The organism is Brevibacillus migulae (genome assembly GCF_004521915.1).
GTDB lineage: Bacteria > Bacillota > Bacilli > Brevibacillales > Brevibacillaceae > Brevibacillus_F > Brevibacillus_F migulae.
On sequence record NZ_SDKD01000010.1, the window covers coordinates 88,713 to 112,461 of the forward strand.

Consider the following 23,749-nt stretch of genomic DNA (forward strand, 5'->3'; position numbering starts at 1 on the left):
GATGGTCCCATCATTCGCCCGCTTCAGGATGCTCGACATAGATTCGAAACAGCTGGATGTACAGCCCGATACTGATGCACGCAAACAGCAAAATGATGCTGAAGATGCCCATTGGCGGTATCCAGGTGGACAGGAACACGGTCAGCGGCGCCAGACACCTTCCGATCGTGGCTTGCAAGCTGTCTGCACCCATATATTGTCCTCGTGCATGCTCCGGGGCATAGCGGCTGATAAAGCTTTGTGTCACCGGAGAGCGAACCATTTCACCAAAGGTAAAAAGGATCGTAACCACAAACAAAAACCATATGTTGCTGTTTACTCCAACGAGGAAAGTCCCGACTCCAGACAACAGCGAGGACAAAATGAACACATTGCACTCCTTCCAGTTGTGAAACCATTTCGTCACAGGCAGGATAAACAGGACGAACAACAGACCGTTGAATCCTACCAACCATCCATAAATCTCCGTACCCCCCAGCACCAGCGATTCGCCCTTCCATGTGAAGAGCGTCTGGGCGGGAACATGATTGATCACGTATACCGGCAAATAAAGATCCAGCTGCATGATCGGCACAAGTGCAAAGATGCCTGCCAACGTATAGATCAGGAACACCTTGTCGCGAAAAATGATGCCATACCCCTTCCACTGCTCCTTGAACATTTGCGCGACCGAGGTCGGTCCTTCCGAGCCATTTGCTGCATGTGGTCTTGTTTCATGAATCAGGATAAAGATCGCAATCACATAAAGCAGCAAGATCAGGGCACAGGTCCATAAAAGCTCTTGCCGATAGTGAAAGAAGAAAATCGCTCCAAGTGCCGGTCCAAGGACGGCCCCTATGTTGTTCGCTGTCATAAACGTGGCAAATATCTGGCGTCGATGCTCTGCTGGAACGAGATCCGCCACCATCGCTGAGCTGGCAGGGCGATAGATGGCACCCCCCAGCCCGAGACCGATGAAAGCGAGATAATCGATCCAGTGTGATGGCGATACGGCAAACAAAGCAAACATCAGCGCTTGTATGACAGCACCCAGCAGCATCACGGGACGCCGGCCTAGCCGATCCGCTAGCGCTCCACCCAGCAGACTGCCAACCAGGCTGAATAAGGGCGGAACCGTCATCAATATGCCGGCAATATGATTGCCCAAAGCCTCCCCAAAATAAACGGTGATAAACGGAAAGTACATCCAAAACAGCATGTTAAACAGCGCTTCACCGATTAACCGAACTTTCAAGTTGGTATTCCATAACCGAATTTGCATCTATTCTCTCCTCATTTTCCAAACACCACAAGATTCCCGGCCGGGTATATAAACTATAGAACAATATCCTGTCAAGATATAGACTTATAATTCCAATTCGTTTATACTAATAATATCAAGGTCGAATATATAGAGGTTTCATTCAATTGTTTCACAAAACGAACATTTGTTCCAAGACGACGATGACGCTCCTAGCCGAAGCGTCTTTTTTATTACCAACAACGTTGTCTGTTAGTAACCGGATCGCGATAATGGCCATCCTAGTTCCTACAAATTCGGGGGAAACCATGAGCCACGAGATAAAAGGGCTAATCGAAAATGCGATTTAGCCATCAAACAGGAAGATATTGATACACTGATGAATTTTTATGCGGGATGATGCCATCCTGGTTGTAAAGCCGTAATGAACATTCCACGGAAAAACAAAAGCCGATCTTAACACTTTTTTGTGTTTGGACCGGCTTTTTGTGTTTTCTTTACCAAAAAAGAAACCCTGCGATAAACGCATACCCGATAAAGGCTAAAAACGCAATGCCAACACCCTTCCAGCTTCCGCCTCCCTCTTTCACCAACGCTTGCGCCAGTGCTTGTGGATCGTGGTGCTGTTGGCTGAGCTTTGCGATTTTCTTTTGTGCATGTTGATAATACATCGCATTGCAATAAAGACCGCAAACCACAGCGATCCCCGTTGTAATATAATTCGAATCTGCACGTCCAATCAGAATATCGATCATGTCAATCAGAAAGAAAGCGCCGATCATCCCTGCTACGTACGCGTACATTTTGCGATAACCAAACCAAAAAAAGCCGAACAAGAACCCGACCCAGCTCCACCCTGCACGTCTGGCAGGATCTTTCGCGTTGTTCCATTTTTTCAGATAATGTTCATGATTTTTCCCGACAAACAAACGGAGCTTTTCCTCCGCACCTAACTCCACGGCATGCTCCATTTCTTGCACCCCAGCAGTGTTCCCCGCATTGGCGGTTGGATCATGCAGTGTCTTCCCGCATGCATGACAGTAGCTTGCTCCGGTTTGTTGTACCTCTCCGCACTGTGTGCAATACATGAGCTGTCTCTCCTAATCCGTATTTTTCTACCAATACTGTACCATAATTCAATACATTTCTATATGTTTCCCTTTCGCATCGAACATGAATTTCGTGTAAAATGTGAATTGGTTCACTTTTTCTAACGACACCTTGTCCATATCGACGTAAGGAGGCATCATTTCTTTGAAACCACGAGCTTTCGCGATTGTAAGCGGCATTTTGCTGTTCTATAGTTTTCTTGTTTTCTTTATTGGCTGGAATATCTGGGTATGGCTGTCTACGGTCTTCCAACTTGATCAGGTTGTACCCTATTCGATCCTGATCGCACTGATCGGCTATTCGTATATCCTTGGGAGACTGCATGTAACGTTGACACCTTTAAAAGTAGTCGGCTCTTACTGGTTTGCCATCGTCCAGTATGCTGCCATCTTGTTCCCAATCGCCGATCTGTCCGTCTTGGTATTGCGGTTGTTCGCAGTCCCTGCGGAATCCTCGATTTTCTGGGTAGGTCTCGTTGTCCTTGTCCTCTTCATTGGCATTTTCATGAGAGGACATTGGAATGCGTGGAATCCGATCGTACGCAAATATGAAATAACGATTCCAAAGCGGGCGGGTTCGTACGAGAAGCTGCGCATCGGCATGGCTTCCGATATTCATTTGGGCAGCATCGTGGGCAATGCGCATTTGCATCGGCTCATTTCCGAGATGAATGTCATCCAGCCGGATATCATCTTGCTGCCCGGTGATGTGATTGACGACGATATCGATCCGTTTATCCGTAAAAACATGGGAAGTGTGATGAAGCATCTGCGAGCGCCCCTAGGTGTCTACGCGGTGCTCGGAAATCATGAATACATCGGTGGCAAAATCCCTGAGTACCTCAAGCAGATGGAAGCGATTGATATCCGTGTTCTCGTGGATGAAACCGTCAAGATCGCTGACAGCTTTTACGTAATCGGGCGCAAAGACCGGGCCGCACGTGAACGCATGAGCTTGGAAGAGCTGTTGAACGATGTGGACACCTCCCTGCCGTTGATCGTGATGGATCATCAGCCCTATCACCTCGATGTCGCTGCCAAGCATGGCGTTGACCTGATGCTTTCCGGGCATACCCACCGCGGACAAATGGCACCCAATCATTTGATCACCAGACGCATTTTCGAACTGGACTGGGGCTACAAACAAAAAGAACAGCTCCATGCGATTGTTTCCTCCGGTTTCGGTCTGTGGGGACCACCGTTTCGCTTGGGGAGCCGTTCTGAGATTATCCAGATCGATATTACGTTTAAGAGCTAGGCGGCATGGTCTGCCTGGCTTTTTTCATGCAAAAAAATGATGCTGCAACGAGAGCTCCTTCTCCAATTCCAGCCAGCCATAGGAAAAGAACGGCTGCCTCCGTTTATCCGTAGGGGAGCCAGGATTAAAGAGAATGATACCATTGCGTGTCTCATGAAAAGGGATGTGCGAATGCCCAAAAATGATCAGGTCGACTTGCTCGTCGGCAAAAGCGGAAATAGCGCGGTCAGGCGTGGTCTTTCCTTTGCCGCTGTCACCGTGGACAACCCCAACCCGATAACCCGCCAGCTCCAGGAGCAGCTTTTGCGGAAAGGACTCCCGGATCGCGGTAGTCTCAATGTTTCCGTAAACCCCTTTTACCGGCGCGAGACTGGACAGTTCTTCGAAGACCTCCATACTCGACCAATCCCCTGCATGTATGATCAAGTCCGCACCTTTTAACCCCAGAAGCACAGCTTCTGGCAGTCGCTTCCCTTTTTTCGGCAGATGCGTGTCCGAAATAATGCCAATTCTCATATGCATCCCGATCCTTCTCTCCCTGAAGGTGCTGCTGTCGATTTTCGCACAACCAATTCCGGTTGAATCACGACCCGCTGCTTCTCTTTCTCGTCCTCCACGATCACTTGCACCAGATAGTCAATCACTTGATGCCCCATGTGCTCGATGGGCTGAGCTATCGTGGTGAGCGGCGGATCCGAGATTTCGGCAAGGATGGTGTTGTCAAAGCCCACCACGGATACATCTTCCGGTACGCGCAAGCCCGCATCTCTTGCTGCCTGCATCACGCCGATAGCTAACAAGTCATTGCTGGCAAAAATAGCAGTGGGAGATCCGGGCCGTTGAAACCACTCGGAAGCCTTCTCTTTCCCTTTTTCAATCCGTGAATCACTTTGCTTGTGAAAGTCTGCCGAAAAAGAAAGCTGGTGGTCGGCCAATGCTTGCCGATAACCACGCAGCCTTTCCAGACTGCTGACGAGATGAAGCGGTTCTGTGAGTATCCCGATACGGGTATGACCGAGTTCTATCAGATGGGTTGCAGCCAGATAGCCGCCGGCGAAATCATCGACCAATACGGTTTGTGCCGAAATCCCTGGCATGTCGCGGGCAATCAGAGCGATCGGCATGTTCGAAGGGAGCAGCTGCTGTTCGACTACCTGCTCCCCGATCCCTGTGGCAATAATCATCCCGTCTACGCATTTTTGCTGCAACATGGCGATGTATCGTTTCATTTTTTCTTCATTGTTATCCGAGCTGCAGATAATCACGCTGAAGCCGTGCTCATGCCCACGATCTTCTACGCTTCTGGCCAGCTCCGCGAAAAACGGGTTGGCCAGATCGGGGATTAACAGCCCGATCGTCCGCGTGCCTTTGCCGGTGAGCGCCGTCGCCACGAGACTGGGCTGATAATTGAGCTGCTCCATGATGTGCAGCACTTTCTTTTGCGTTTCGATGCTGATCCGGCCCTTGCCATTTATAATCTTGGATACCGTCGTAATGGACACTCCTGCTTCTCTGGCCACATCATAAATCGTCGGTTTCACTGCTCCACCATACCCTCACTACCAGAATCATTGTTTTCGTAAAATAGCTACCGTACAACGCGATATGCAGATCAATGTCTCTTCCTCATCGACGATTTTGATATCCCATACCATCGTCGTGCGCCCTTTATGCAAGGGCGTCCCAATCGCGGTAACCATCCCGCTGCTTTTCGACTTCAAGTGATTGGCATTGATCTCAAGCCCTACACAGATTTCATGTTCTTGATCAATCAGATTCCAAGTCCCAATGCTCGCGACCGTCTCAGCTAGCGCTACCGATGCCCCTCCGTGCAATAACCCAAATGGTTGGTGAGTTGCCGCGTGAACCGGCATCGTTGCAATGGCACGCTCCGCACTCAATTCCTTTATTTCGATGCCCAAGGCTCCCAACATCGTTTCTTCCATCGGCTTCAACATTGGTTCATCCATCCTTCCCATCACATTTCCATCTTCTATGCAAGCTTATGGCACCGCTGCTTGAACCATTACGCATGGGCTTGAACGGTGCCGGCCAGCATCTTTTTGATTTCATCCATGCGATTTTTCGTATCTTCATAACCAACTTGGATGCAATGCTCAATCTTTTTAAAATCAAAGGAACCGATCGGACCGATTTCCGGAAATAAAGTGAGGTCCGCATGCTGATGCTCGAGCTTCATTTGCTCTCTCATCATCAGACTGAAGATCCCATACATGATCGAAGTGCCGGAAGTAAACGAGCCACCATTTTGCCGGAGCACTGTAATGGGATCAATCGAAATCACCTTCTCCGCTCCCAGGTCCCTCGCCACACGAACCGGGCAGTTCATCAAGATCCCGCCGTCTACCAGGACGTAGTCTTTCCAGCGGATTGGCCGAAATAATCCGGGAACCGAGCTGCTCGCCCGTACCGCATCACTGATGGAGATGTCGCTTTCCGTTTTGAAAGCGTTCAATGGGCGGTTGGAAAAAACAATCGCTTCCCCTTGGCGCAGATCATTCGCGACGACGGCACACGGTATTTTCAATGCGCCGAATGGATCCTCATTGGTCAATTCCGCCATCATCTTCCGCAATTTTTCGCCTTTTAACGCTCCCTCAATCGTTGGCCGCAGAAAAAACGCTTTGGCGAGAATGGCTTTCCAGTCCACATCCAGGATCCGGAAATCTACTTTTTTGACGAGCTGCTTCAGCTTTTCTACGGGATACCCGTATGCGTACAAAGTAGACACGATCCCGCCGGCACTGGTACCGGCGATATGAGAGATTGTGATATTTTCTTCTTCCAATGCTGCGATGACGCCAATGGCCGTAAACCCCGGCACACCGCCGCCTGCAATCGCTAGTCCTACTTGCAATTCAACCACCTCGTTACCTGGACATGTGTTCACAGTTATTGCTGGAGTGAGAGCTTCGTCCCCAATATTTCACTTGGACTATACAAGGTAAAACCGGAGCCGGGTTGATATTGCAACGTCAGTTCATCCCCCATATAGAGGATCGTCGGTTCATTCATGCAGAATGGAATCCCGTCTTGTTCAATTACCTGATCTGTCTCGCTGATGCGATCCAGGGACAGACGGACATCATATGTACAGCCGCATCCACCTGATAGAACAGCGTCAATCCGTATCGCTTGTCCCTCGGGATAAATGAAAGTATGTAGGTAATCCAGTGCTGGTTGCTTGAGTGTTATTTTCATGGGACACCTCCAGATTTCTCTATTTTATACCATTTTGCGGATAAGCACGATGAATTTAGTCAGGCAAAAAAGGAACCCACACATCCTCTGCAAAGGACGTGTGGGCTGATCCATTGATCACTCTGGTTCCAAGTCTATATAAAACTCGCACACTTGATTCGTATACCGTACATTTTACCGATTTCCTTTACATTGTGAACAGGTCCAACCAACTCTGTTACATCTATATCTTCAACATCATGCACCGGCTCTAGAGGTCTTGTTTGGCCCATTGCTGTATGACCATTTGCAGGAAAATAAGCCGTCGATAGATTAGAATCCAACGATGAATACCATACATATGTTTCATCTATCAGGGGAGCATCCTTTAATATCCCTGTACTGGTAAATGCGTTTGACGGGAGTGCAGGTGCTATATAATACCATAAATCAAACTTACGCTCTGCTTCATCAGTCATCTTGGTATCGTAACTCACCAAGAAGAAGGCTTTTGTATCATCATATTTGTTTAAGTTTACTTTCTTCGCAAATCTAACGTAGAATTCATAAGCTTCCTCGGGTTTAGAAGGATAATCTTTACCGTGAATAATAATTATCGTGGTAGTATCAGAATCCCAGGTACCCGTATTAGTTTCAAAGTGTGGTGGTTCCCCCTTCCAAACGGTCCTTTGAGGGTTTCAATGTCGACTTATTTGCGGCTTGGGATCACGCTTCAATTCCCCACTTACTTGCTCCCATACCTTCTGGATTAGCTCGACAGGTAACTGTTGTGCCTCAACCAACATCGGATGAATTGCTGTGTTATATTCAATGACGCGATGAATTGTGCGGACCCCAACGTCCATTAATTCGAAATGACAACCTGGAGTGGTATTAGCTAAATCGATTTGCAGTTTCGGTCACGTGTTGAAGGGTCTGTTTTCCTTCTTTTCCAGTTTCCCAAGATCAAACATCTGCTTACTTTGCTCCTTATCAACACATTGTTTGCCATATAAACCCTATCATTTGCATAGCCATTCTTTTATTAATGCAGCAACTGTAATACTAAATATTAATGACCAAAATTTCCCATGACTTTCAGTTCATTTACAATATTACCCATTAATGCAATTATTATGTTGAAACTATGAAAAGGAGGATTTAGAATGTTTAGTCGCTCTAAATTTTTTGCAATCGGTTTATTTTCAGTAGTTTCCACTCTTTCCTTTTTAACAACTAATGCATATGCTGAATATCTTAACGGTAAATGGGATGACTCAATTATTCATTACGAGGATGTGAATCTTGACAGCAAGTATTCAGATGTTTTGTGGACAGCCGTTGATAAATGGAATGGTATTACCTCCGAAATGAATATTTATCCTGCCGACACAGGCGACGATGTCCGAATTGAAGTCAAGCATCTTTCAAGAGACGCAGATAATCAACTTGGCTGGAACGGAACGTATGGTCTGGGGCTACCATATGATGAAGATGGGAATTTAGACCAAGACCCATACGATCATGCAGAAGTAATTCTTGTGCGATATATGTGTGATGATCTTGATGAAGATGATACAATCAACGCCATCACTCACGAATTTGGACATGTTCTTGGTCTTGCTCATACAACCAAAGCAAGGACAGATTCAATTATGGATGAAGATGATGTTTTTGATTGGGACATTGATGGTCCAACCAGTTACGATGAGAATAACCTGGAAGATCTTTATGAGTAATCTTTTGAAAGGAGAGGATTGGATTGAAAAAAAAGTATGGATTTATCATTACAGCAGCATTAATTGTTGGAATTGGTACCGCGTGGGGCTATCAAGAATATAACCAGCGAGACTCTCATGGATATGCCTTAACCAAGACCTACAAATCCATCGACGAATCAGTAGAAAATTCAAAGTTAATCATAAATGGAACGATAGCCAGTGACTTTTCAGAAGAAAAAGTAGGAGAGCTTGTTTATCAAGTTTACGATGTTAAGGTAAATAAGATTTACAACAATGATTTCGATAAAGAAATCAAAGAAGGCGACACAATTCAAATGTATCGGTTAATTGGCTATGATACAGGGAAAGACATAGCCAAGATCGTTAGTAATAAGGCTAAAAAGATTGACAATGGAGACTATCTGTTTTTCCTAAACGGTGGGTACTCCGAAACTCTCAAAAAAGAAATTCTAAGCCCGAACACACCAAACCAACTATTTAAAGTGGAAGATGCGAATAAATCCCTTTCAGCTCAATCCAACTCCACTGAGTATAAGGACGTACTCGAATCAGACGCCATTCCAAAAATAACTGAAACTGAATTAATGAAAGCTATAGACAAGGCGAAGAAATAGAATCTACAGTTGACATCTTCATATATGGAGATGTCAATTTGCGTTCGGTCATAAAAAAAGCGTTAGTCATGGACGAGAACTAAAAGGACCTAGACTACCGCTCTTTCGAATGTTCCCTTTCACATCTTACATCATTGTCCGTTGGAACCGACCATTAATGCGGGCGGTGAGACTCAAATTCGCACGGGTTTCACCAGTACCCCCTGAAATTGGTCTTCTCTCCCACTTGAGAGGTAACTTTTGGTAGCTGTCAGACCGCCATCTAACAGCTCACAATTGAGTGAGGAACTAGCATTCTCATTGGTTAAATCTCATATAGATAAATTGAAACAGCGGCGAAACTAAGACCTGAAAATAAAGTCTTAGAATCGCCGCTGTTTGACTAAGATAACGATGTGCGTAAGTGAATTAAATTAGTAGAAGTTTAGTATCCCCCTATCGACGTATATGTTTCTGAAACCTTAAGAAACTTAGTTACCAACCAATTTGATTAGATATTACTCAATTAGAGTTCATATTACTGAAATCCTCTGCGGCTTCACGAACTTCTTCATTAGACGATTTCATCCCCTCATTTATATACAAATTTAGTAAATTTGTTAATTGTGCCTCGTCTAATAGTTCAAGGAAGCGCCTGTATTCCCATTCGTCTTCAAGAGTGATTGCCTTATCTGTAACAGAAGGGAGATGCTGGTTTAACCAATCAGAAGGGATTGTTTTCAACTGTTTTCTTGCTAACATGATAGGTGCACTATTTTGACCTACACACGCAAATTGCACTAATAGTGTAAGTATTTTTAAACTTGTACTGAGTGGTAAACTACGAATGTTTGAGATATTATTGTATGCATTTGGTGATATTTCGTTAACTTTTTCACGCAAAAATAACTCATATGTTCCCTCTATCATTTTTTACCTCCATATCTCCAGGCCAATGATTTAAACCATCATAGTCATCAGCTATCACGGCTAAACCGTCGGGCAACTCTGTGCCTTTCGGAAGGATGTAATAATGTCCAGTCAGAGATGATTTACTGATATCACCTAGATTAGAAGCCCCCAAAGGCAAGGGAGGTAACTCTGGCCCAACAATACTATCAACATCAGGAACTTTGGAGTCTTGGAGAGGACGTGCTCCTCTTGGACCCGAGGCGTTTCCAAAAGTATAAAGATCAACTTGAGTTTCATCATCATCATTAAACAAGTCATCCAAAGTCTTCGCAGCTATCCTGAATAGTTTACCACCTTTCTTGAAAATACGAGTAGGCGCTATTCTATCGGTTGCTTTATCATAAATCACTACATCGCCTCTAAATAGAAACGCTGCAAATTTACCTTACTTATCTCTGTTATTCGCTACACTAACATTTACATAATGCAGTAATTGAGGAGTAATTTTTCCTTTTTCACCAAGAGGTTCCGCAGTGTCGTTCCAGCTTGTATTAAGGCCAACATGAACACTTCGATTGAGTACTACTTCAAAAGCAATTACAGACAGAAGAAAATCTTCATTGTACCTACCATCAATTGGTCCTTCGTAAAATTCCATATCTGTCAAGCCTTCTTGAACTCTACGAATGTCACTCGAAAGAATCTCTTTATTATATTGTTCAATTAGGTACTGGATGTCGTACTCTTCATTTAGAATAGTATTCGCAACAGTAATCGGAATATTAATTGGATATTTTTCTTTCTGATCACCATGTGCAACAATTTGGACATAGTATAGGCCACTTTCAGCAAATCGACCAGGGGTATCCTTTGTGTAAATATCATTCCATGAAAATTGGTGGTAAGTAGCAGCTCCGTTTGTTCGACTCTCCTCGTTGACTGGCATCCCAGTTTATAAGACTTGAATTCTTTACTCCAGAGATATTCCTGGTGAATATGATTCATCTGTTTCGAAGCTTCCAAACTGGCTGCAGCCTCCTTTTCGTTTACCTGTTAATCCGGCTGCTTGCTAAGCTCTTGATATTGAATCCGCAGCTCCCGTTTGAGAATTTTGCCACTCGGATTTCGGGGCAAACGGTCTACGACTACCGCATGCTTCGGTGCCTTGTAGGAGGACAGACGATCTTTGCAAAAGGCAAGGATTTCATCCGGCGTCAAGAGCTCATTGGCCTTTGGCACGACGACGGCGGTCACCGCCTCGATCCAGTAAGGATGGGGGACTCCAATGACGGCCACCTCCGATACTTTCGGGTGCTCGTAGATGGTCTCTTCCACTTCCCTGCTGGAGACGTTTTCTCCCCCGGATTTAATCATGTCTTTTTTGCGATCCACAATCGTGATGTAGCCTTCCTTATCCATCACCCCCAAGTCGCCGCTATGGAACCAGCCATCCGCGAAAGCCGCCTCCGTTTTCTCTTCATCACGGAAGTAGCCCAGCATGGCATGACTCGTCCGGTGCACGATTTCCCCTACTTCCCCCCGCGGCACTTCATTTCCATAATCATCCACGATCCGGGTCTCCACATTGAGCGCAGGCTTTCCGGCCGATCCCGCCTTGCGCAGCTGGTCTTTTGGCTTCAGTACGGTTGCCAGCGGGGAGACTTCGGTTTGCCCGTAAAAATTGTAAAAATCGGCGTGCGGGAGACGGCTGTTGACTTCCTTCAAGATCTCGACTGGCATAATGGCCGCGCCATAGTAGCATTTTTTCAACGAGGACAGGTCACGGGCAGAAAATTCCGGGGAACGAAGCAAGGCGATCCAGACCGTAGGAGGACAAAACAATTGCGTTGCCCCGAACTTCTCGACAGTCTCCAGCATGAGCGTGGGAGTTGCTTGCTCCAAAATAATCCCGCTGCCGCCAAGATAGATGTAGGGGCCGAGGAAGCAATGCAGCTGTGCGCAATGAAAGAGCGGCAGCGCATGGACAGCTACGTCATCTTCGGTCATATCCCCGGCAATGATCGTACTGACATATTCGGAAATCAGATTTTTATGGGTGAGCATGACACCTTTTGGCTTTGATTCCGTTCCGCTCGTATACAGGATTTGCACGACATCATCGTCCGCGAGCTCTACATCCGGTGCCGTCGCGGGATAGGTCGCGATCAACTCCCGGAATGGCATCCATTCGCCCGTAGGCAACGAGGGATGGGAAATGATCGATCGCAATTGCGGCTGTGCGCCGGAGAGAGCTACTGCTTGCTCAGCAATGGAGAGAAACTCCGGCGATACAAAGCAAACGCTTACATCGGCATGCCGCAAAATGTAGGCGATGTCCTCCGCGTTCAGCATGTAATTGATCGGCACCATGATCAGTCCTGCCTTGGCCAGGGCAAAGGTTAAAATGGCGAAGTCCATGGAGTTGCGCGAGAGCACGGCTGCCCGCTCCCCTTTCTGCAAGCCTCTGGCTGCAATCGCCTGTGCAGCCTGATTCACGATGGTGTCCAATTGCTCGTATGTAAGACTTTCCTCCTCAAAGCGCAAGGCCAGCTTTTCAGGAAATCGTCCCCTGCTTTTCTCCAGGATATCGCCCAAAGTCTGGCGGCGTGCCCGCTGAATTCCACCCATGACCATTCCTCCTTGGCTCATTTCTTCCATTATACACGCAATTAACTGTATAATAAGTAAATTCTGACATTGATAAACAAAAAAAAGCATGCCGATTCAGGCATGCCTTTTCCCAACTTTTTTATACATCGGCCACATGTACCGCCGGTTTCACCAACGCTTTTTTCTCCCACGCTCTGCTCCTCCAGCGAATATACATCATGACGCCACGCACCCACTCATCAATCGCAAAGGCGATCCAGAATCCCAAAAGTCCCATCTCAAAGTGAATCCCCAGCAGATAGGACACCGGCACGGATATTCCCCACATCGAGAGAATTCCCATCACCACCGGAAACTGTGCGTCTCCGGCTGCACGCAGCGAATTGATGACGACCAGATTAAACGTCCTGCCTGGCTCCAGAACAATACAGCTCAATAGCAAAATGCCGCCTAGCTGGATGATGGCCGAGTTATCCGTGAAGATCCCGATCAATGGCTCCCTGAGCAGTGCGACTGCCAAGACGACAACGATCGTCACGGTAAAGCTGACTTGCAGGCTGCGGATCAGCTGCTTGTAGGCTTCTTTGATCTTTCCGGCGCCGATCAAATGACCGACGAGAATTTCCGTTCCCTGTCCGATCGCCAGGCTGAACAGCAAGACAAAGTACATGATGTTTTGCGTGTAGATTTTGGTAGCTAATGCAGACGCTCCCAATGTGGCAATGAAAGCTGTGCACATGATTTGGCTGCTTTCGTAGGAAAGATGCTCCCCCGCCGATGGGATGCCAATTTTCAGGATGTTGCGAAGATGAGCGGCTTTCCATTTGATATAGTCCACCCATTCGATTTTCACCGGAACTCTCCGATACAGCAGCACCATCATGACGACCGTTGCCAAACCACGACTGATCACGGTGGAGATTGCCACCCCTGTGACGCCTAGCTGCGGTACTCCCCATGCGCCGAAAATGAACAAATAGTTCCCGACCACGTGGATCACGTTCATCCCAATCGAGACGAGCATCGCGTCCCGCGTGTAGCCATTCGCACGGATGATCGCCGAAGCTGTGCTGAGGATCGCTTGGAAAAACAGGGTCGACCCTACGATGGCTAAATAATGGCTGGCATCGCCCAACAGCTGCGTTGGAACATCCATCAAGCTTAGCAATTGGGTAGAAAATAGGATAAAGACCAGACTGATTACCAATCCCCAGAGAAAATTCAACGTAATGGATGCAGCGGAAATTTGCCCGACTTCATTCACTCGTTTTGCCCCAAGGTACTGAGCGACCACGACCGCTGATCCAATCGCTACAAAGTTAAACATGACAATCGCCATCGAAATGATCTGATTGGACAACCCGACCGCTGCCACCGCATCATCCGAGACATGGGCCAGCATAAAGGTATCTGCCATCCCCATCAGCATCATCAGAAAAAATTCGACCAGAATGGGCCAACTCAATGAGAACAAGGTCAGTTTCTCACCAAGCTCCTTTTTTTCCACCTCTGGGTGACTCATGTTTTGCCCCTCCACTCTTCTCTCTTTTGCTCAAAACAGTCATGAACAAACAATAAAGGAAAGCGCTAAACCAATCAAGATCATTTTCGATAAAAAATAAGTTCCCCAAAAGAAAAAGGCATCCCCCGCGGATACCTTTTTCCTGAATCCTATTCATTGCCAAAAAATTCATCATAAAGAGCAACCACTGCACGGTCCGCATCGACTTCCTTCACGCCGAACATCATGCTGACCTCTGAAGAGCCTTGGTTGATCATTTCCAGATTGACGCTTGCGCGGGCAAGAGCAGATGTAGCTCTTGCCGATGTACCGACCGAGCGTCTCATGCCTTCCCCGACAATCATGACCAGCGCTAGATCTTGTTCCACGACGATATCTTCCGCCTGCAGCTCTTGTTGAATCCGCTGGACGACTCGTTTTTGGATGTCCGCTGTAAAATCCTTCTTTCGCAGAATCACGGAAATGTTGTCAATGCCGGAGGGGGTATGCTCATAGGACAGTCCCTCATCTTCCAGGATCTTCAATAATTTTCGGCCAAATCCGACCTCTCTGTTCATCAAATACTTGCTGACGTAGATGCTGCAAAAGCCCTTATCGCTCGCGATGCCAGACACATGCGTCTCGGTTGTCGCTCGCTGTGAGACGATCATTGTGCCGGGAGCTGCGGGGTTATTCGTATTTTTGATGCATACAGGGATGCCTGCCTGATAAGCGGGATAAAGCGCCTCTTCGTGAAACACGGAAAACCCTGAGTATGAAAGCTCGCGCATTTCCCGATACGTGATTTCATGGATTTCCTTTGGATTCTCCACCAGCGTTGGATTGACCGCATAGACAGAATCCACATCCGTAAAGTTTTCGTACAGCTCTGCCTGGACAGCAGCAGCCAAGATGGAGCCCGTGATATCCGAGCCGCCGCGCGAAAAAGTGACGAGCACCCCATCGGTACTGTAACCGAAGAAGCCGGGGAAAATGACGATTTCGTGTCTATCGCGCAAGGAGCGCAGTTTTTCGTAGGCTTCCGGCAGTACCTGTGCATTCCCCGCTTCATCTGAAACCAGCAGTCCTGCTTCAAATGGATTGACATACGATGCCTTGACGCCAAGACTCCGCAAATAATGGGCGACCAGCTTCGCGCATGTATCCTCGCCAGCAGCCTTGACTTGATCGAGAAAACGGGCGGGATCCTTGATGTGTTTCCTGTCGAGCATCACGATCAGCTCAGCTGTGATATGTCCGGCAATGGCTTGATCGAGTGACAGACCCTCTGCGATATCGGTGAACCGCTGAACGACCCGCTGCTTCGCTTCATCCGCATCTTTGCCAGCCAAAACGAGCTGCGCATATGCGATCAATAGATCTGTAACTTTTGTATCATCCTTGAACCGTTTCCCAGGAGCGGAAACGACGATCACACGTCGAGATTCATCCGCTTGAATAATCGCACACACTTTTTTTATCTGCTCCGCACTTGCAAGGGAAGTGCCCCCAAACTTGGCTACTTTCATCTCCGACTCCTCCAGTGACTGCTTTACTCTGTTGAAATGATCTGAATATAGGTTAAATGAGTTTGATTAAAAAGACAAGTGTCCATTTAAGGAGGACACAGCAAATGCATTTGCCCCTCTTTTGTGTTCACCCTTTTGACAAATTTGTTTGCTACTTATATAATTGCTATAGCAAATAATTTGCAAAGGAGGCTCAGGCGATTGAATCTCGAAGATTCTTTTGGCTTTATTCTCAATAATTCGGGGCGAAGAATAACCCAGCTGCTGAACTTGCATCTGCAGCCGCATGAAATCACCACCGAACAGTTTTCCCTCCTTCGCCGTTTAAACGAGCAGGACGGGATCAGCCAGAAAGAACTGGCAAAACGCGTCGGGAAAGATCAGACCAATATCACGCGGATTCTTGATCAATTGGAACGGAAAGGATTGGCCAAGCGTATGCCCAATCAAGAGGACAGACGTTCCTTTCTTGCCTACGTGACGGATGAAGGGCGAGCTTTGGATGACGTACTGGTCCCGATTGAACAAGAGGTGATCAGACAAGTTTTGGCTGACCTGTCTGACGAGGATGTGCGGCATGTAAAAACCTTGCTGACACGCATCGAACAGAAAGCGAGCAGCTTGATTGAATCATTAGACAGATAAGTATTGGATGGAACGGAGAGATAACCCTTGAAGGAACAAAAATTATGGAATCGCGACTTTGTTGCTATCTGTTTTAGCAGCTTTTTTCTTTTTCTGCCCTTTTATGCGTTGGCAACCACACTGCCTGTCTTTGTAACAGACGAATTGCACGGAGCGAAGACCCAAATCGGTTTGGTCATGACCTTATTCATTATTTCTGCCGTTATATTCAGACCACTGACCGGAAAATGGCTGGATGAGGTGAATCGCCGAAAGCTGCTGTTCATTTCCCTTATCATCTATGCTGTCTGCACCACTCTCCACTTGGCTGTGGAAAGCATGGCCGTATTGTTTGCGCTGCGCTTTTTCAACGGGATCGGTTTTGGGATGGCGACTACAGCGACAGGAGCGATTGTCATTGACCTGATCCCGGAAAATCGCAAAGGGGAAGGGATCGGTTATTATACGCTCTTTATGAGCTTAGCCATGGTATTGGGACCATTCGTCGGTCTGACAATCATTGAACATGCAAGCTCGACACTCTTGTTTTCGATTTGCGGCATCTTATCCGTTTTATCGCTCCTTTTAGGTATGACGATTCGGATACCGGAGCGTCCACAAACCACAGCGCCTCGCAGTAACAAATTCAGCTGGAATGGCCTGATCGAGCCAAAAGCCATTCCGATTGCGATTGCTGCAAGCTTGGCGGCCTTTTCTTACGGGGCGATCACGACATTTATATCCGTATACGCAAAAGAAATTGGACTGACTAGCTTTGCGAGTTACTTCTTCATCGTTTTCGCGGCCTTTATCGTCCTTCCCCGTCCATTTACGGGAAAATTATTCGACCGGAAAGGCCCGAATCTTTTGGTCTATTCCGGCATTGTGCTCTTTACGTTCGGTTTGATCAGCTTAAGCCAAGCCACGACTCCGTTGATCTTTTTGCTCGCAGGCGGAATTATCGGGCTGGGCTACGGTGCGCTCTTGCCAAGCTTTCAAACGATTGCGATCCAATCTTCCCCGAGCCACCGCAGAGGACTGGCGACCAGCACGTATTTTGTCCTGTTTGATTCCGGCTATGGGCTGGGATCATACATTCTCGGTATTGTCGCCGCATCAACAAGCTACCACAACATGTATCTGATCTCGGGTGTAATCGTAGCGTTCACTTCCGTACTCTATTATTTCTTGCACCACCGAAAAACAGCGCTGCAAAAGGAAAGCGCACCTGCGCAGCTGCATTCGTAATGAAGAAAAAAGCTCACAGCCCGTTGCTACGGGCTCTGAGCTTTTTTTGCTTCAATCGGAATATATCCCCCCTCTTCGATCGCTTTCGCTCCCTCTTCACTTTGAATCCAGGCAAGCAATCGATTGGCGGGGCTGTCCACCGGTTCTCCTTTTCGGGTCACCGCGTAAAGCACTGCCGTAAACGGATAGGTGTCGCTAATGATGCTGTCTTTGCTCGGCTCAAATCCATCAATCGCGAGAAACTTTACCTCTTCGCGCTGATGCATTTCGTTGGCATAGTAAAAAAAGGAATATCCGATGGCATTTTCGGCATTTTGATATTCAGCCACGGCATCGATCAGTCCGCCCATGCCTCCTGCCTTTTTCACAGTGGGCGGGTCGGCCAACGGAATCCCCTTCATGACCTTTTTCACCATAAACGTCTGGCTCCCCGAGTTTTCTTCCCGTTGAAAGGCAACGATCCGGTTATCGGCTCCGCCAACCTCTGCCCAATTGGTGATTTTCCCTGAATAAATATCCTGCACGTGAGCAACGGAAAGTTGTTGAACCGGATTATCCTGGTGAACAAGAAATACGAACGCGTCTTTTCCAATCGGAGTGAGCTGCAGGCTGACGCCATGATCGGCCGCAAGCTTTTCTTCTTCATCAGAAGGGCCCGCTACAAAAATGATATCCGCTTTTTTGGTTATCAGATTAACATAGGCCTCATGTGTCGTATTGAAATGAGTGAATGATGCGGCGCTGTGTTTGCTTACTCCCGTTAAACGGTTCACGAGGATTTCACCGAAAGGAATCGCTGCCGTAGCTCCATCCACTTTCGGATAAGTCTCGAGTGAAAAAGGGTAGGATCGTGGAATCAGAAGAGTGACGATGAAGCAAAGCAAGCAGCTGCAAGGTAGCAAGAATACGGCTCTTCTCGCTTTTCCGGCTTTTTCGGCATTGATGATCGGCGCATGCGTACCACGCTTCATCCCTGCCATGATCGCACATCCGGGAATGAACGCTGTGAACAGCGCAATATACTTGACCGTTGTACTGTCCGACACATAATGAGGCAAGCTTTCAAAAACAGGCTCGGCCCAATATAGGAAAAGTCGAAACGGAAGCCATGTGAGGCTGTCCAAATCTGAAGTTGCCCCTGCCGTACTATCAAACGTCAATAACCAGATTAACGCTGCTGCCAATGAAACGGAAAAAGAAGCGATCGCTTGCATGGGCCACTTTTTCGCGATTTGTTTGGACAGCCATTGACCGGAAAAAAAGAAAGCCAGGCACATGATCGACAAATACGTCAGATGTCCCATCCACAGGCTGACATCGCCCCATTCGCTCTGTTCCATCTTTTCTGTGTACAGGCCAATGAATGGTCCAACAAGCAAGAGGCTGATTGCATATAAGAAACAATAAACGATTCCCCAGGCACATGCTTGTCCATATTGAATCAGCACCGTTTGCCTATCCTCGTGGAGTTCTGTTTGCTGCATGCGGAGTCCCTTCCCCCATTCATTTTCTCTCAACGCTATATAACCATTTGAGTGCGTGCGGAAAACGCTTTGCAAAAAAAGGAAGCTGGTGTTCGGCTCCTTCCTCCACTGTGAAATGCAGCCCTCGCTGGAAGTTGCCGCTCTCTTCCAATAGCGCATACGCTTCCTTGGTCCGCGCCACCATTTCTTTTTGGATGTTTTCTTTCCCCCAGCCCTCCATACTTCCCACGTCCAAATACAAACGATGCATCCGGCCGTCAATGGGCTGCTCCTTCATATATTCGATAACTCCCGGGTACCAGAAAGAGCCGGAGATCGACGCAATTTTGCGAAAAACATGTGGATAGAGATACAGCGCATACAGGGAGATCAGACCCCCTAATGATTTTCCGATGATTGCCGTCATTTCCGCTCTTGGATCGGTTTGAAAATGTTTGTCAATAAACGGTTTACATACCTCCACGACAAACTCCAAATACGCAGCTCCTTGCCCGCCGAAATCCGCGAACCGATTGTCGAGCGCCGGCGCTGGCCATGGGGTGTATTCATCGAGGCGATTGAACGGTTCAATACCTACTAGGATGAGAGGGGATAGCTCCCCGTGAGCGAACATCTCTTCCACGTGAAAGATGGAATCGCTCTGATCGGGATCAAATACATCCCCTGTATCCTGCACGTAAACGACCGGATAATGGTACCCGTCCTGAGGGTAACCGGGTGGAAGGTAAATGAGAAGACAGCGCTGATTTACGTTTCTGGTAACAAACGTTCCTTTCAATAGGGTCCCCCTCCTATTAGTGACAAAAAAGACCATGATTTTCTGTATCATCATCATGGTCGTGTAAAGCTCCTTGCTGTTTCACAATACTCTTCTCTTGTCCTAGCAATCGCAGGGAAATCACGGCTGCAGCATGATTTTCAAGCAGTTATCCTCTTTCTGCTCAAAGGTTGTGTACGCCTGTGGTGCATCCGATAATGAATACGTATGGCTGATCAGATCCGTCACAGTCAATTTTCCCTCCTGCAGCATCCGATACATTGGCGGGATCAAGTGGATGACAGGTGCTTGCCCCATTTTCAACTGGATATTGCGGGCAAACAGATCGCCCAACGGAAACCCATTATACCGTGTTCCATAGACTCCGACCAGCTGGATCGTACCGCCTTTTCGCACGACCTGACTGGCCATTTCGACGGCAGCCATCGTTCCCCCTTGGAGTCGCAGAGCCGTCTCCACTTTTTCCAGGAAGCTCATTTTCCCGCCCATTCCGACGCAATCGATGACGACATCTGCTCCTCCTTTTGTGATTTCCTTCAAATGCTTTCCCAAGTCCTCTACTTTCGACAGATCGAATGCTTCTGCTTGGTTGTATTTACGAGCGTGCTCCAGGCGGTGCGAGACATAATCGACCGTGATCACTCGATTTGCACCTTTCAGCCAGGCAAGACGCTGCACAAGCAAGCCGATCGGTCCTGAGCCCAGCACGATGACGGTATCTCCCGGTTTCACACCTGCATGGTTGATCCCCCAAAAAGCCGTGGGCAAAGCATCGGATAGGAAAACAAGCACATCGTCGGGAAGCTCACATTCAGCAGGAATGACAAACGAAGTAAAGTTCGCATAAGGCACACGTACAGCCTCTGCTTGCGTCCCGTAGAAATCCCCAAAGAGTCGGGAGCAGCCAAAGTAGGCTCCCGCTTCCCCATGCTCATTCGCCCGGTCACATTGGCTTTCCAGCTCGTGCTGGCAGAAATAGCAGGTTCCACACGCGACATTGAACGGTACGACCACCCGATCCCCTTTTTTCAGCTTATGAACACCACGACCGACGTCCTCTACAATCCCTACGGCCTCATGCCCGATGACATACCCTTTCTCCAAGCTTGGGATCAATCCGTGGAATAAATGCAAATCCGATCCGCAAATGGAGCTGCGGCTTATCCTGACAACGGCGTCTTCCTCTTTTTCGATGCGTGCATCGGGAATCTCTCTCACTTCCACACTGCGGAATCCTTGGAACGTCACTGCTTTCATTGCTCTTCATGGCCTCCCATCCATCTACCCACTAAGGCAAGCTGAGCAAATATCGAACTAACGCATCTTGATCTTCTTTCGTAAATCCGGTTGTACGATCTACCCAAAAAGCATGTCCCTCCCCAGAGACATGCGCTTCCCGGAGATAGGCTGCCGATCGATTAGAGGCAATCACTTTCTCTCGCAAGTCCTTGTCAACAAGGGCAAGCAAGCTGTTGTACGGGTCCGGCGTCAATTCTTTCATCTCGGTTTGCGGCAATCCAACATGGGAACGGTCTTTCCCGACTGCCACTCCGCCATCATGGAGATAAGGAGCACTCCAGGCTAACCCGAGCAAGCTCATCGTCTTATAACCGCCGCGAGAGCCTGATTGGGCCCAGGCTATCTTCAACTGCTGGCGCTGATGTTCTGTGATTGGTATTTTCACTTTTTTCGCATCGGGAGGGATCGGGAGCGGCGTGTCCTCCGTGTACATGAGGGGAGGTCCCAAAATTCGCTGCACCTTATGGAATCCTTTTGCCCGGGAAGGTTCCGTTTTTACTTGTTCGATCGGTATGACGGCATTGCTTGTCAAATAATCGCCCGCATGACACCGGATACACCCTGCCCGTTCGAATACTTGTCTTCCCTTTCTGGAGGTAACGGCATCCGTTTGAAAGGGAGAAGCTGGTGCTTTTAATGTTTCCATCCATGCAGACATTGCATTAATTTCTTCTAACGCATGATATCCAGGCGTCCCATAGGTCAGCCCGACACTGGATATATAATTGGCTTTGGGATAGGTAGATGTGACATACAGCTCATTGATGCCTGCTACACCTGGGGTCGGATCCACCTTGGCAAAGAATGCCGTCGGTCTTTCCTTCCCTTTTCCCCCTTTGTAGCGATACTTCGGGTTGGCCGCTCGCTGCAATACCGTCCCGAGATACACTTCCTTGTCGATACCGAGCATCGGCTTACTGACGACTGTTTGCGAAAGGGTGTCCATATTTTGGGAATGAACGTTGTTGATGCCCGCGCTTGCACCTTTAAACGGTCCCACCATGCCTTGTCCGTTCCAGCCAAAGGGATGGTCCCCCTTCGTCAAAGCATCCGGTATTTGTACCGGATTATTTTCGGAATCCAGCGTAACATCCACACTTCCCTTTGGCCAAAACATGACCTGCCTGTCGACTTCATCTTCCAGTTTTTGCGGGTCAGGGAGCAGCGCTTGCCTGCCATCCGAAGTCGTCACAGGCACACTGAGTTCCGTTATGTACTTTTTTAGGGAAGTGATATTGGTATGAGTGAAATAGGACGTCGTATTGGTGCTTAGCGCCAGCAGGTAACCCATGTTGAAATCCCGGTTGGGCAGGCCTTGCAAGATCTTGCCGCTTCTCGGATCCACGGTAGCATGGCAAGCCATACAGGATATACCGGCCTTCAACCGCCCTTCTTCCCACTTTATTTTGAATCCGAGTGGGGCATATACTCCTTTGGGCACATCAATGCCGGTATCGATGATCTGCCCCTTATGAATGGTTTTTCCTCCGATGGTTGCCGTCTTGGCTGCTTCCACTTGCAAATTCGTGGTGCCACGCCCTTTCAGCTTCGCAACGGCTTTCAAGATATTCGGAATCGACAAGGGACCGTCAAAGGCACCCATGATATCTGTAAAAAAGCGTTCATTCCCGAACGTCTTCTCGATATACGTTTCTTCCCCGAGTGCAAGCATCTCTTGCGTTACTGTCACTCCGCTCGTTTGTGATGCTATCCTCGCATCCGCCATGGGCGGGTTCACGTATTTCGCTTTCGCAGGCGTATACACGTATTCAAAGCCTGATCGATACAATCCGGCGAAAATGCCACCTGCAAGCACGAAGAAGCCGCATCCAATGAGTATCCATTTGCTTTTTGCCTGCTTCCACATGTTTCTCCCTCCGTTTCCATATACCTACTATTTGACAGCATGCCCTCCTGTATGCAAAAAACCGTTTTCGCTGCAACAGCAAGCGAGAAACGGTTTTTGGGGCTTGGTATGGAGTAAAGGGTTAGGGGCCAATCTGGCTAGGAAATGGACTGACCTGCCAACAGTTTGTGCAAATCCTCTGCGATTACCTCCGGCTCCGTACGTGCAGGATATTGCTTCAGCACGTTGCCATTCCCATCGACGAGGAATTTTACGAAATTCCACTCGATTTCACCTGTACGGTACGGTTCTGCCACATGATTCACCAAATACGTATACAGCGGATGAGCATGCTCGCCTTTTACATCGATTTTGGCAAACAGCGGAAAAGTCACCTGGTAATTCAAGTCGCAAAAGCTCTGGATCTCTTCATTGGTTCCCGGCTCCTGGTTCATGAACTGATTGCAAGGGAAACCAAGCACCTCTACCCCCGCGTCTTTGAATGTCTCGTAAAGATGCTGCAATCCTTTGTATTGCGGTGTCAGTCCGCATTTACTGGCCGTATTGACAATGACGAGTGTTTTTCCTTTGTAGTCTGCCATTGACTTTTCTTCATTATGGATCGTTTTGACGGTGTAATCATAGATAGACATCTGAATATTCTCCTTTGTTCCTGCATTTAAATTGTGCACAATTTAATTTTTATTTGCTTTCATTTTATTTTCTTGTACAGATTTTGTCAATTCCGAGCATGCAATAGACCTATGATCCAGTC

At 47.7% G+C, this 23,749-nt stretch carries 24 protein-coding genes; 5 read left to right on the forward strand and 19 right to left on the reverse strand.

Annotated elements, in window-relative coordinates; all coding sequences use genetic code 11:
• Window positions 1-10 precede the first annotated feature (10 nt).
• Together EIZ37_RS13220 and EIZ37_RS13230 are read right to left on the reverse strand one after the other, a co-directional pair.
• Window positions 11-1,261: an MDR family MFS transporter gene (locus EIZ37_RS13220; protein WP_134685081.1), complete on the reverse strand. Its 1,251-nt coding sequence runs from the start codon at window positions 1,259-1,261 to the stop codon at window positions 11-13.
• A 476-nt stretch (window positions 1,262-1,737) separates the two neighbouring features.
• The gene (locus EIZ37_RS13230) at window positions 1,738-2,328 is read right to left on the reverse strand and encodes a DUF2628 domain-containing protein (protein ID WP_134685082.1); all 591 of its coding nucleotides are present in this window, start codon (window positions 2,326-2,328) and stop codon (window positions 1,738-1,740) included.
• 166 nt (window positions 2,329-2,494) lie between these two features.
• Here EIZ37_RS13230 and EIZ37_RS13235 point away from each other — a divergent pair, with 166 nt between their 5' ends.
• Complete coding sequence (locus EIZ37_RS13235) at window positions 2,495-3,607, forward strand: metallophosphoesterase (RefSeq protein ID WP_134685083.1); 1,113 nt, start codon at window positions 2,495-2,497, stop codon at window positions 3,605-3,607.
• A 24-nt stretch (window positions 3,608-3,631) separates the two neighbouring features.
• Here EIZ37_RS13235 and EIZ37_RS13240 read toward each other — a convergent pair whose 3' ends face one another.
• From EIZ37_RS13240 to EIZ37_RS13265, 6 genes are all read right to left on the reverse strand, one after another.
• Complete coding sequence (locus tag EIZ37_RS13240; protein WP_328591362.1) at window positions 3,632-4,129, reverse strand: metallophosphoesterase family protein; 498 nt, start codon at window positions 4,127-4,129, stop codon at window positions 3,632-3,634.
• Window positions 4,120-5,148, reverse strand: a complete 1,029-nt coding sequence (locus tag EIZ37_RS13245) for a LacI family DNA-binding transcriptional regulator (protein ID WP_134685084.1) — start codon at window positions 5,146-5,148, stop codon at window positions 4,120-4,122. Before EIZ37_RS13245 ends, EIZ37_RS13240 begins: the two co-directional genes overlap by 10 nt.
• A 27-nt stretch (window positions 5,149-5,175) precedes the next feature.
• Window positions 5,176-5,565, reverse strand: coding sequence for a hotdog fold thioesterase (locus tag EIZ37_RS13250; protein WP_407921142.1), 390 nt, complete (start codon window positions 5,563-5,565; stop codon window positions 5,176-5,178).
• 68 nt (window positions 5,566-5,633) lie between these two features.
• Window positions 5,634-6,485, reverse strand: a complete 852-nt coding sequence (locus EIZ37_RS13255) for a patatin-like phospholipase family protein (protein WP_167568845.1) — start codon at window positions 6,483-6,485, stop codon at window positions 5,634-5,636.
• Between the two features lie 35 nt (window positions 6,486-6,520).
• Window positions 6,521-6,829: an iron-sulfur cluster biosynthesis family protein gene (locus tag EIZ37_RS13260; RefSeq protein ID WP_134685086.1), complete on the reverse strand. Its 309-nt coding sequence runs from the start codon at window positions 6,827-6,829 to the stop codon at window positions 6,521-6,523.
• A 134-nt stretch (window positions 6,830-6,963) separates the two neighbouring features.
• Window positions 6,964-7,287 (reverse strand): hypothetical protein, encoded by a 324-nt coding sequence (locus EIZ37_RS13265; protein WP_134685087.1) that lies wholly within the window; start codon window positions 7,285-7,287, stop codon window positions 6,964-6,966.
• Window positions 7,288-7,974: 687 nt separating this feature from the next.
• Here EIZ37_RS13265 and EIZ37_RS13270 point away from each other — a divergent pair.
• Both EIZ37_RS13270 and EIZ37_RS13275 read left to right on the forward strand, forming a co-directional pair.
• Window positions 7,975-8,547, forward strand: coding sequence for a zinc metalloprotease (locus EIZ37_RS13270; RefSeq protein ID WP_134685088.1), 573 nt, complete (start codon window positions 7,975-7,977; stop codon window positions 8,545-8,547).
• 23 nt (window positions 8,548-8,570) lie between these two features.
• Window positions 8,571-9,164, forward strand: a complete 594-nt coding sequence (locus EIZ37_RS13275; RefSeq protein ID WP_134685089.1) for a hypothetical protein — start codon at window positions 8,571-8,573, stop codon at window positions 9,162-9,164.
• 501 nt (window positions 9,165-9,665) lie between these two features.
• Here EIZ37_RS13275 and EIZ37_RS13280 read toward each other — a convergent pair.
• The 6 genes from EIZ37_RS13280 to EIZ37_RS13305 form a co-directional block, all read right to left on the reverse strand.
• Window positions 9,666-10,073, reverse strand: a complete 408-nt coding sequence (locus EIZ37_RS13280) for a hypothetical protein (protein ID WP_134685090.1) — start codon at window positions 10,071-10,073, stop codon at window positions 9,666-9,668.
• A complete protein-coding gene (locus tag EIZ37_RS13285; RefSeq protein ID WP_134685091.1) occupies window positions 10,054-10,464 on the reverse strand; it encodes a hypothetical protein in 411 nt (136 codons plus the stop codon). The genes EIZ37_RS13280 and EIZ37_RS13285 overlap by 20 nt, the downstream gene beginning before the upstream one ends.
• 36 nt (window positions 10,465-10,500) lie before the next feature.
• On the reverse strand, window positions 10,501-11,001 hold the full coding sequence (locus EIZ37_RS13290) for a hypothetical protein (protein WP_134685092.1): 501 nt from the start codon (window positions 10,999-11,001) through the stop codon (window positions 10,501-10,503).
• Window positions 11,002-11,108: 107 nt separating this feature from the next.
• Window positions 11,109-12,683: an acyl-CoA synthetase gene (locus tag EIZ37_RS13295; protein ID WP_134685093.1), complete on the reverse strand. Its 1,575-nt coding sequence runs from the start codon at window positions 12,681-12,683 to the stop codon at window positions 11,109-11,111.
• A 121-nt stretch (window positions 12,684-12,804) separates the two neighbouring features.
• Window positions 12,805-14,187: an MATE family efflux transporter gene (locus tag EIZ37_RS13300; RefSeq protein ID WP_134685094.1), complete on the reverse strand. Its 1,383-nt coding sequence runs from the start codon at window positions 14,185-14,187 to the stop codon at window positions 12,805-12,807.
• A 149-nt stretch (window positions 14,188-14,336) separates the two neighbouring features.
• Window positions 14,337-15,695 (reverse strand): aspartate kinase, encoded by a 1,359-nt coding sequence (locus EIZ37_RS13305; protein WP_134685095.1) that lies wholly within the window; start codon window positions 15,693-15,695, stop codon window positions 14,337-14,339.
• Between the two features lie 201 nt (window positions 15,696-15,896).
• Here EIZ37_RS13305 and EIZ37_RS13310 point away from each other — a divergent pair, with 201 nt between their 5' ends.
• Window positions 15,897-16,340 (forward strand): MarR family winged helix-turn-helix transcriptional regulator, encoded by a 444-nt coding sequence (locus tag EIZ37_RS13310; RefSeq protein WP_167568847.1) that lies wholly within the window; start codon window positions 15,897-15,899, stop codon window positions 16,338-16,340.
• 27 nt (window positions 16,341-16,367) lie between these two features.
• Window positions 16,368-17,567 (forward strand): MFS transporter, encoded by a 1,200-nt coding sequence (locus tag EIZ37_RS13315; protein ID WP_134685097.1) that lies wholly within the window; start codon window positions 16,368-16,370, stop codon window positions 17,565-17,567.
• 26 nt (window positions 17,568-17,593) lie between these two features.
• Here EIZ37_RS13315 and EIZ37_RS13320 read toward each other — a convergent pair whose 3' ends face one another.
• From EIZ37_RS13320 to EIZ37_RS13340, 5 genes are all read right to left on the reverse strand, one after another.
• Window positions 17,594-19,051 (reverse strand): PstS family phosphate ABC transporter substrate-binding protein, encoded by a 1,458-nt coding sequence (locus EIZ37_RS13320; RefSeq protein WP_134685098.1) that lies wholly within the window; start codon window positions 19,049-19,051, stop codon window positions 17,594-17,596.
• Between the two features lie 19 nt (window positions 19,052-19,070).
• Entirely contained in the window at window positions 19,071-19,829 is a 759-nt protein-coding gene (locus tag EIZ37_RS13325; protein WP_134685099.1) for an alpha/beta hydrolase, read from the reverse strand.
• A 120-nt stretch (window positions 19,830-19,949) separates the two neighbouring features.
• Window positions 19,950-21,086 carry an alcohol dehydrogenase catalytic domain-containing protein gene (locus EIZ37_RS13330; protein WP_134685100.1) on the reverse strand — a complete coding sequence of 379 codons (1,137 nt, stop codon included), beginning with the start codon at window positions 21,084-21,086 and terminating at the stop codon, window positions 19,950-19,952.
• A 31-nt stretch (window positions 21,087-21,117) separates the two neighbouring features.
• The gene (locus EIZ37_RS13335; protein ID WP_235828010.1) at window positions 21,118-22,995 is read right to left on the reverse strand and encodes an electron transport protein; all 1,878 of its coding nucleotides are present in this window, start codon (window positions 22,993-22,995) and stop codon (window positions 21,118-21,120) included.
• A 137-nt stretch (window positions 22,996-23,132) separates the two neighbouring features.
• On the reverse strand, window positions 23,133-23,627 hold the full coding sequence (locus EIZ37_RS13340) for a glutathione peroxidase (RefSeq protein ID WP_134685101.1): 495 nt from the start codon (window positions 23,625-23,627) through the stop codon (window positions 23,133-23,135).
• Between the last annotated feature and the right edge of the window lie 122 nt (window positions 23,628-23,749).

Excerpts from the sequence above, each read along its gene's own strand:
- EIZ37_RS13340 (WP_134685101.1), bottom strand. The coding sequence starts at position 23,627 with ATGTCTATCTATGATTACACCGTCAAAACGATCCATAATGAAGAAAAG.
- EIZ37_RS13300 (WP_134685094.1), bottom strand. The coding sequence starts at position 14,187 with ATGAGTCACCCAGAGGTGGAAAAAAAGGAGCTTGGTGAGAAACTGACC.
- EIZ37_RS13265 (WP_134685087.1), bottom strand. The coding sequence starts at position 7,287 with ATGACTGATGAAGCAGAGCGTAAGTTTGATTTATGGTATTATATAGCA.
- EIZ37_RS13280 (WP_134685090.1), bottom strand. The coding sequence starts at position 10,073 with ATGATAGAGGGAACATATGAGTTATTTTTGCGTGAAAAAGTTAACGAA.
- EIZ37_RS13220 (WP_134685081.1), bottom strand. The coding sequence starts at position 1,261 with ATGCAAATTCGGTTATGGAATACCAACTTGAAAGTTCGGTTAATCGGT.
- EIZ37_RS13230 (WP_134685082.1), bottom strand. The coding sequence starts at position 2,328 with ATGTATTGCACACAGTGCGGAGAGGTACAACAAACCGGAGCAAGCTAC.
- EIZ37_RS13260 (WP_134685086.1), bottom strand. The coding sequence starts at position 6,829 with ATGAAAATAACACTCAAGCAACCAGCACTGGATTACCTACATACTTTC.
- EIZ37_RS13250 (WP_407921142.1), bottom strand. The coding sequence starts at position 5,565 with ATGTTGAAGCCGATGGAAGAAACGATGTTGGGAGCCTTGGGCATCGAA.
- EIZ37_RS13305 (WP_134685095.1), bottom strand. The coding sequence starts at position 15,695 with ATGAAAGTAGCCAAGTTTGGGGGCACTTCCCTTGCAAGTGCGGAGCAG.
- EIZ37_RS13320 (WP_134685098.1), bottom strand. The coding sequence starts at position 19,051 with ATGCAGCAAACAGAACTCCACGAGGATAGGCAAACGGTGCTGATTCAA.
- EIZ37_RS13295 (WP_134685093.1), bottom strand. The coding sequence starts at position 12,683 with ATGGGTGGAATTCAGCGGGCACGCCGCCAGACTTTGGGCGATATCCTG.
- EIZ37_RS13270 (WP_134685088.1), top strand. The coding sequence starts at position 7,975 with ATGTTTAGTCGCTCTAAATTTTTTGCAATCGGTTTATTTTCAGTAGTT.
- EIZ37_RS13240 (WP_328591362.1), bottom strand. The coding sequence starts at position 4,129 with ATGCATATGAGAATTGGCATTATTTCGGACACGCATCTGCCGAAAAAA.
- EIZ37_RS13330 (WP_134685100.1), bottom strand. The coding sequence starts at position 21,086 with ATGAAAGCAGTGACGTTCCAAGGATTCCGCAGTGTGGAAGTGAGAGAG.
- EIZ37_RS13290 (WP_134685092.1), bottom strand. The coding sequence starts at position 11,001 with ATGCCAGTCAACGAGGAGAGTCGAACAAACGGAGCTGCTACTTACCAC.
- EIZ37_RS13335 (WP_235828010.1), bottom strand. The coding sequence starts at position 22,995 with ATGTGGAAGCAGGCAAAAAGCAAATGGATACTCATTGGATGCGGCTTC.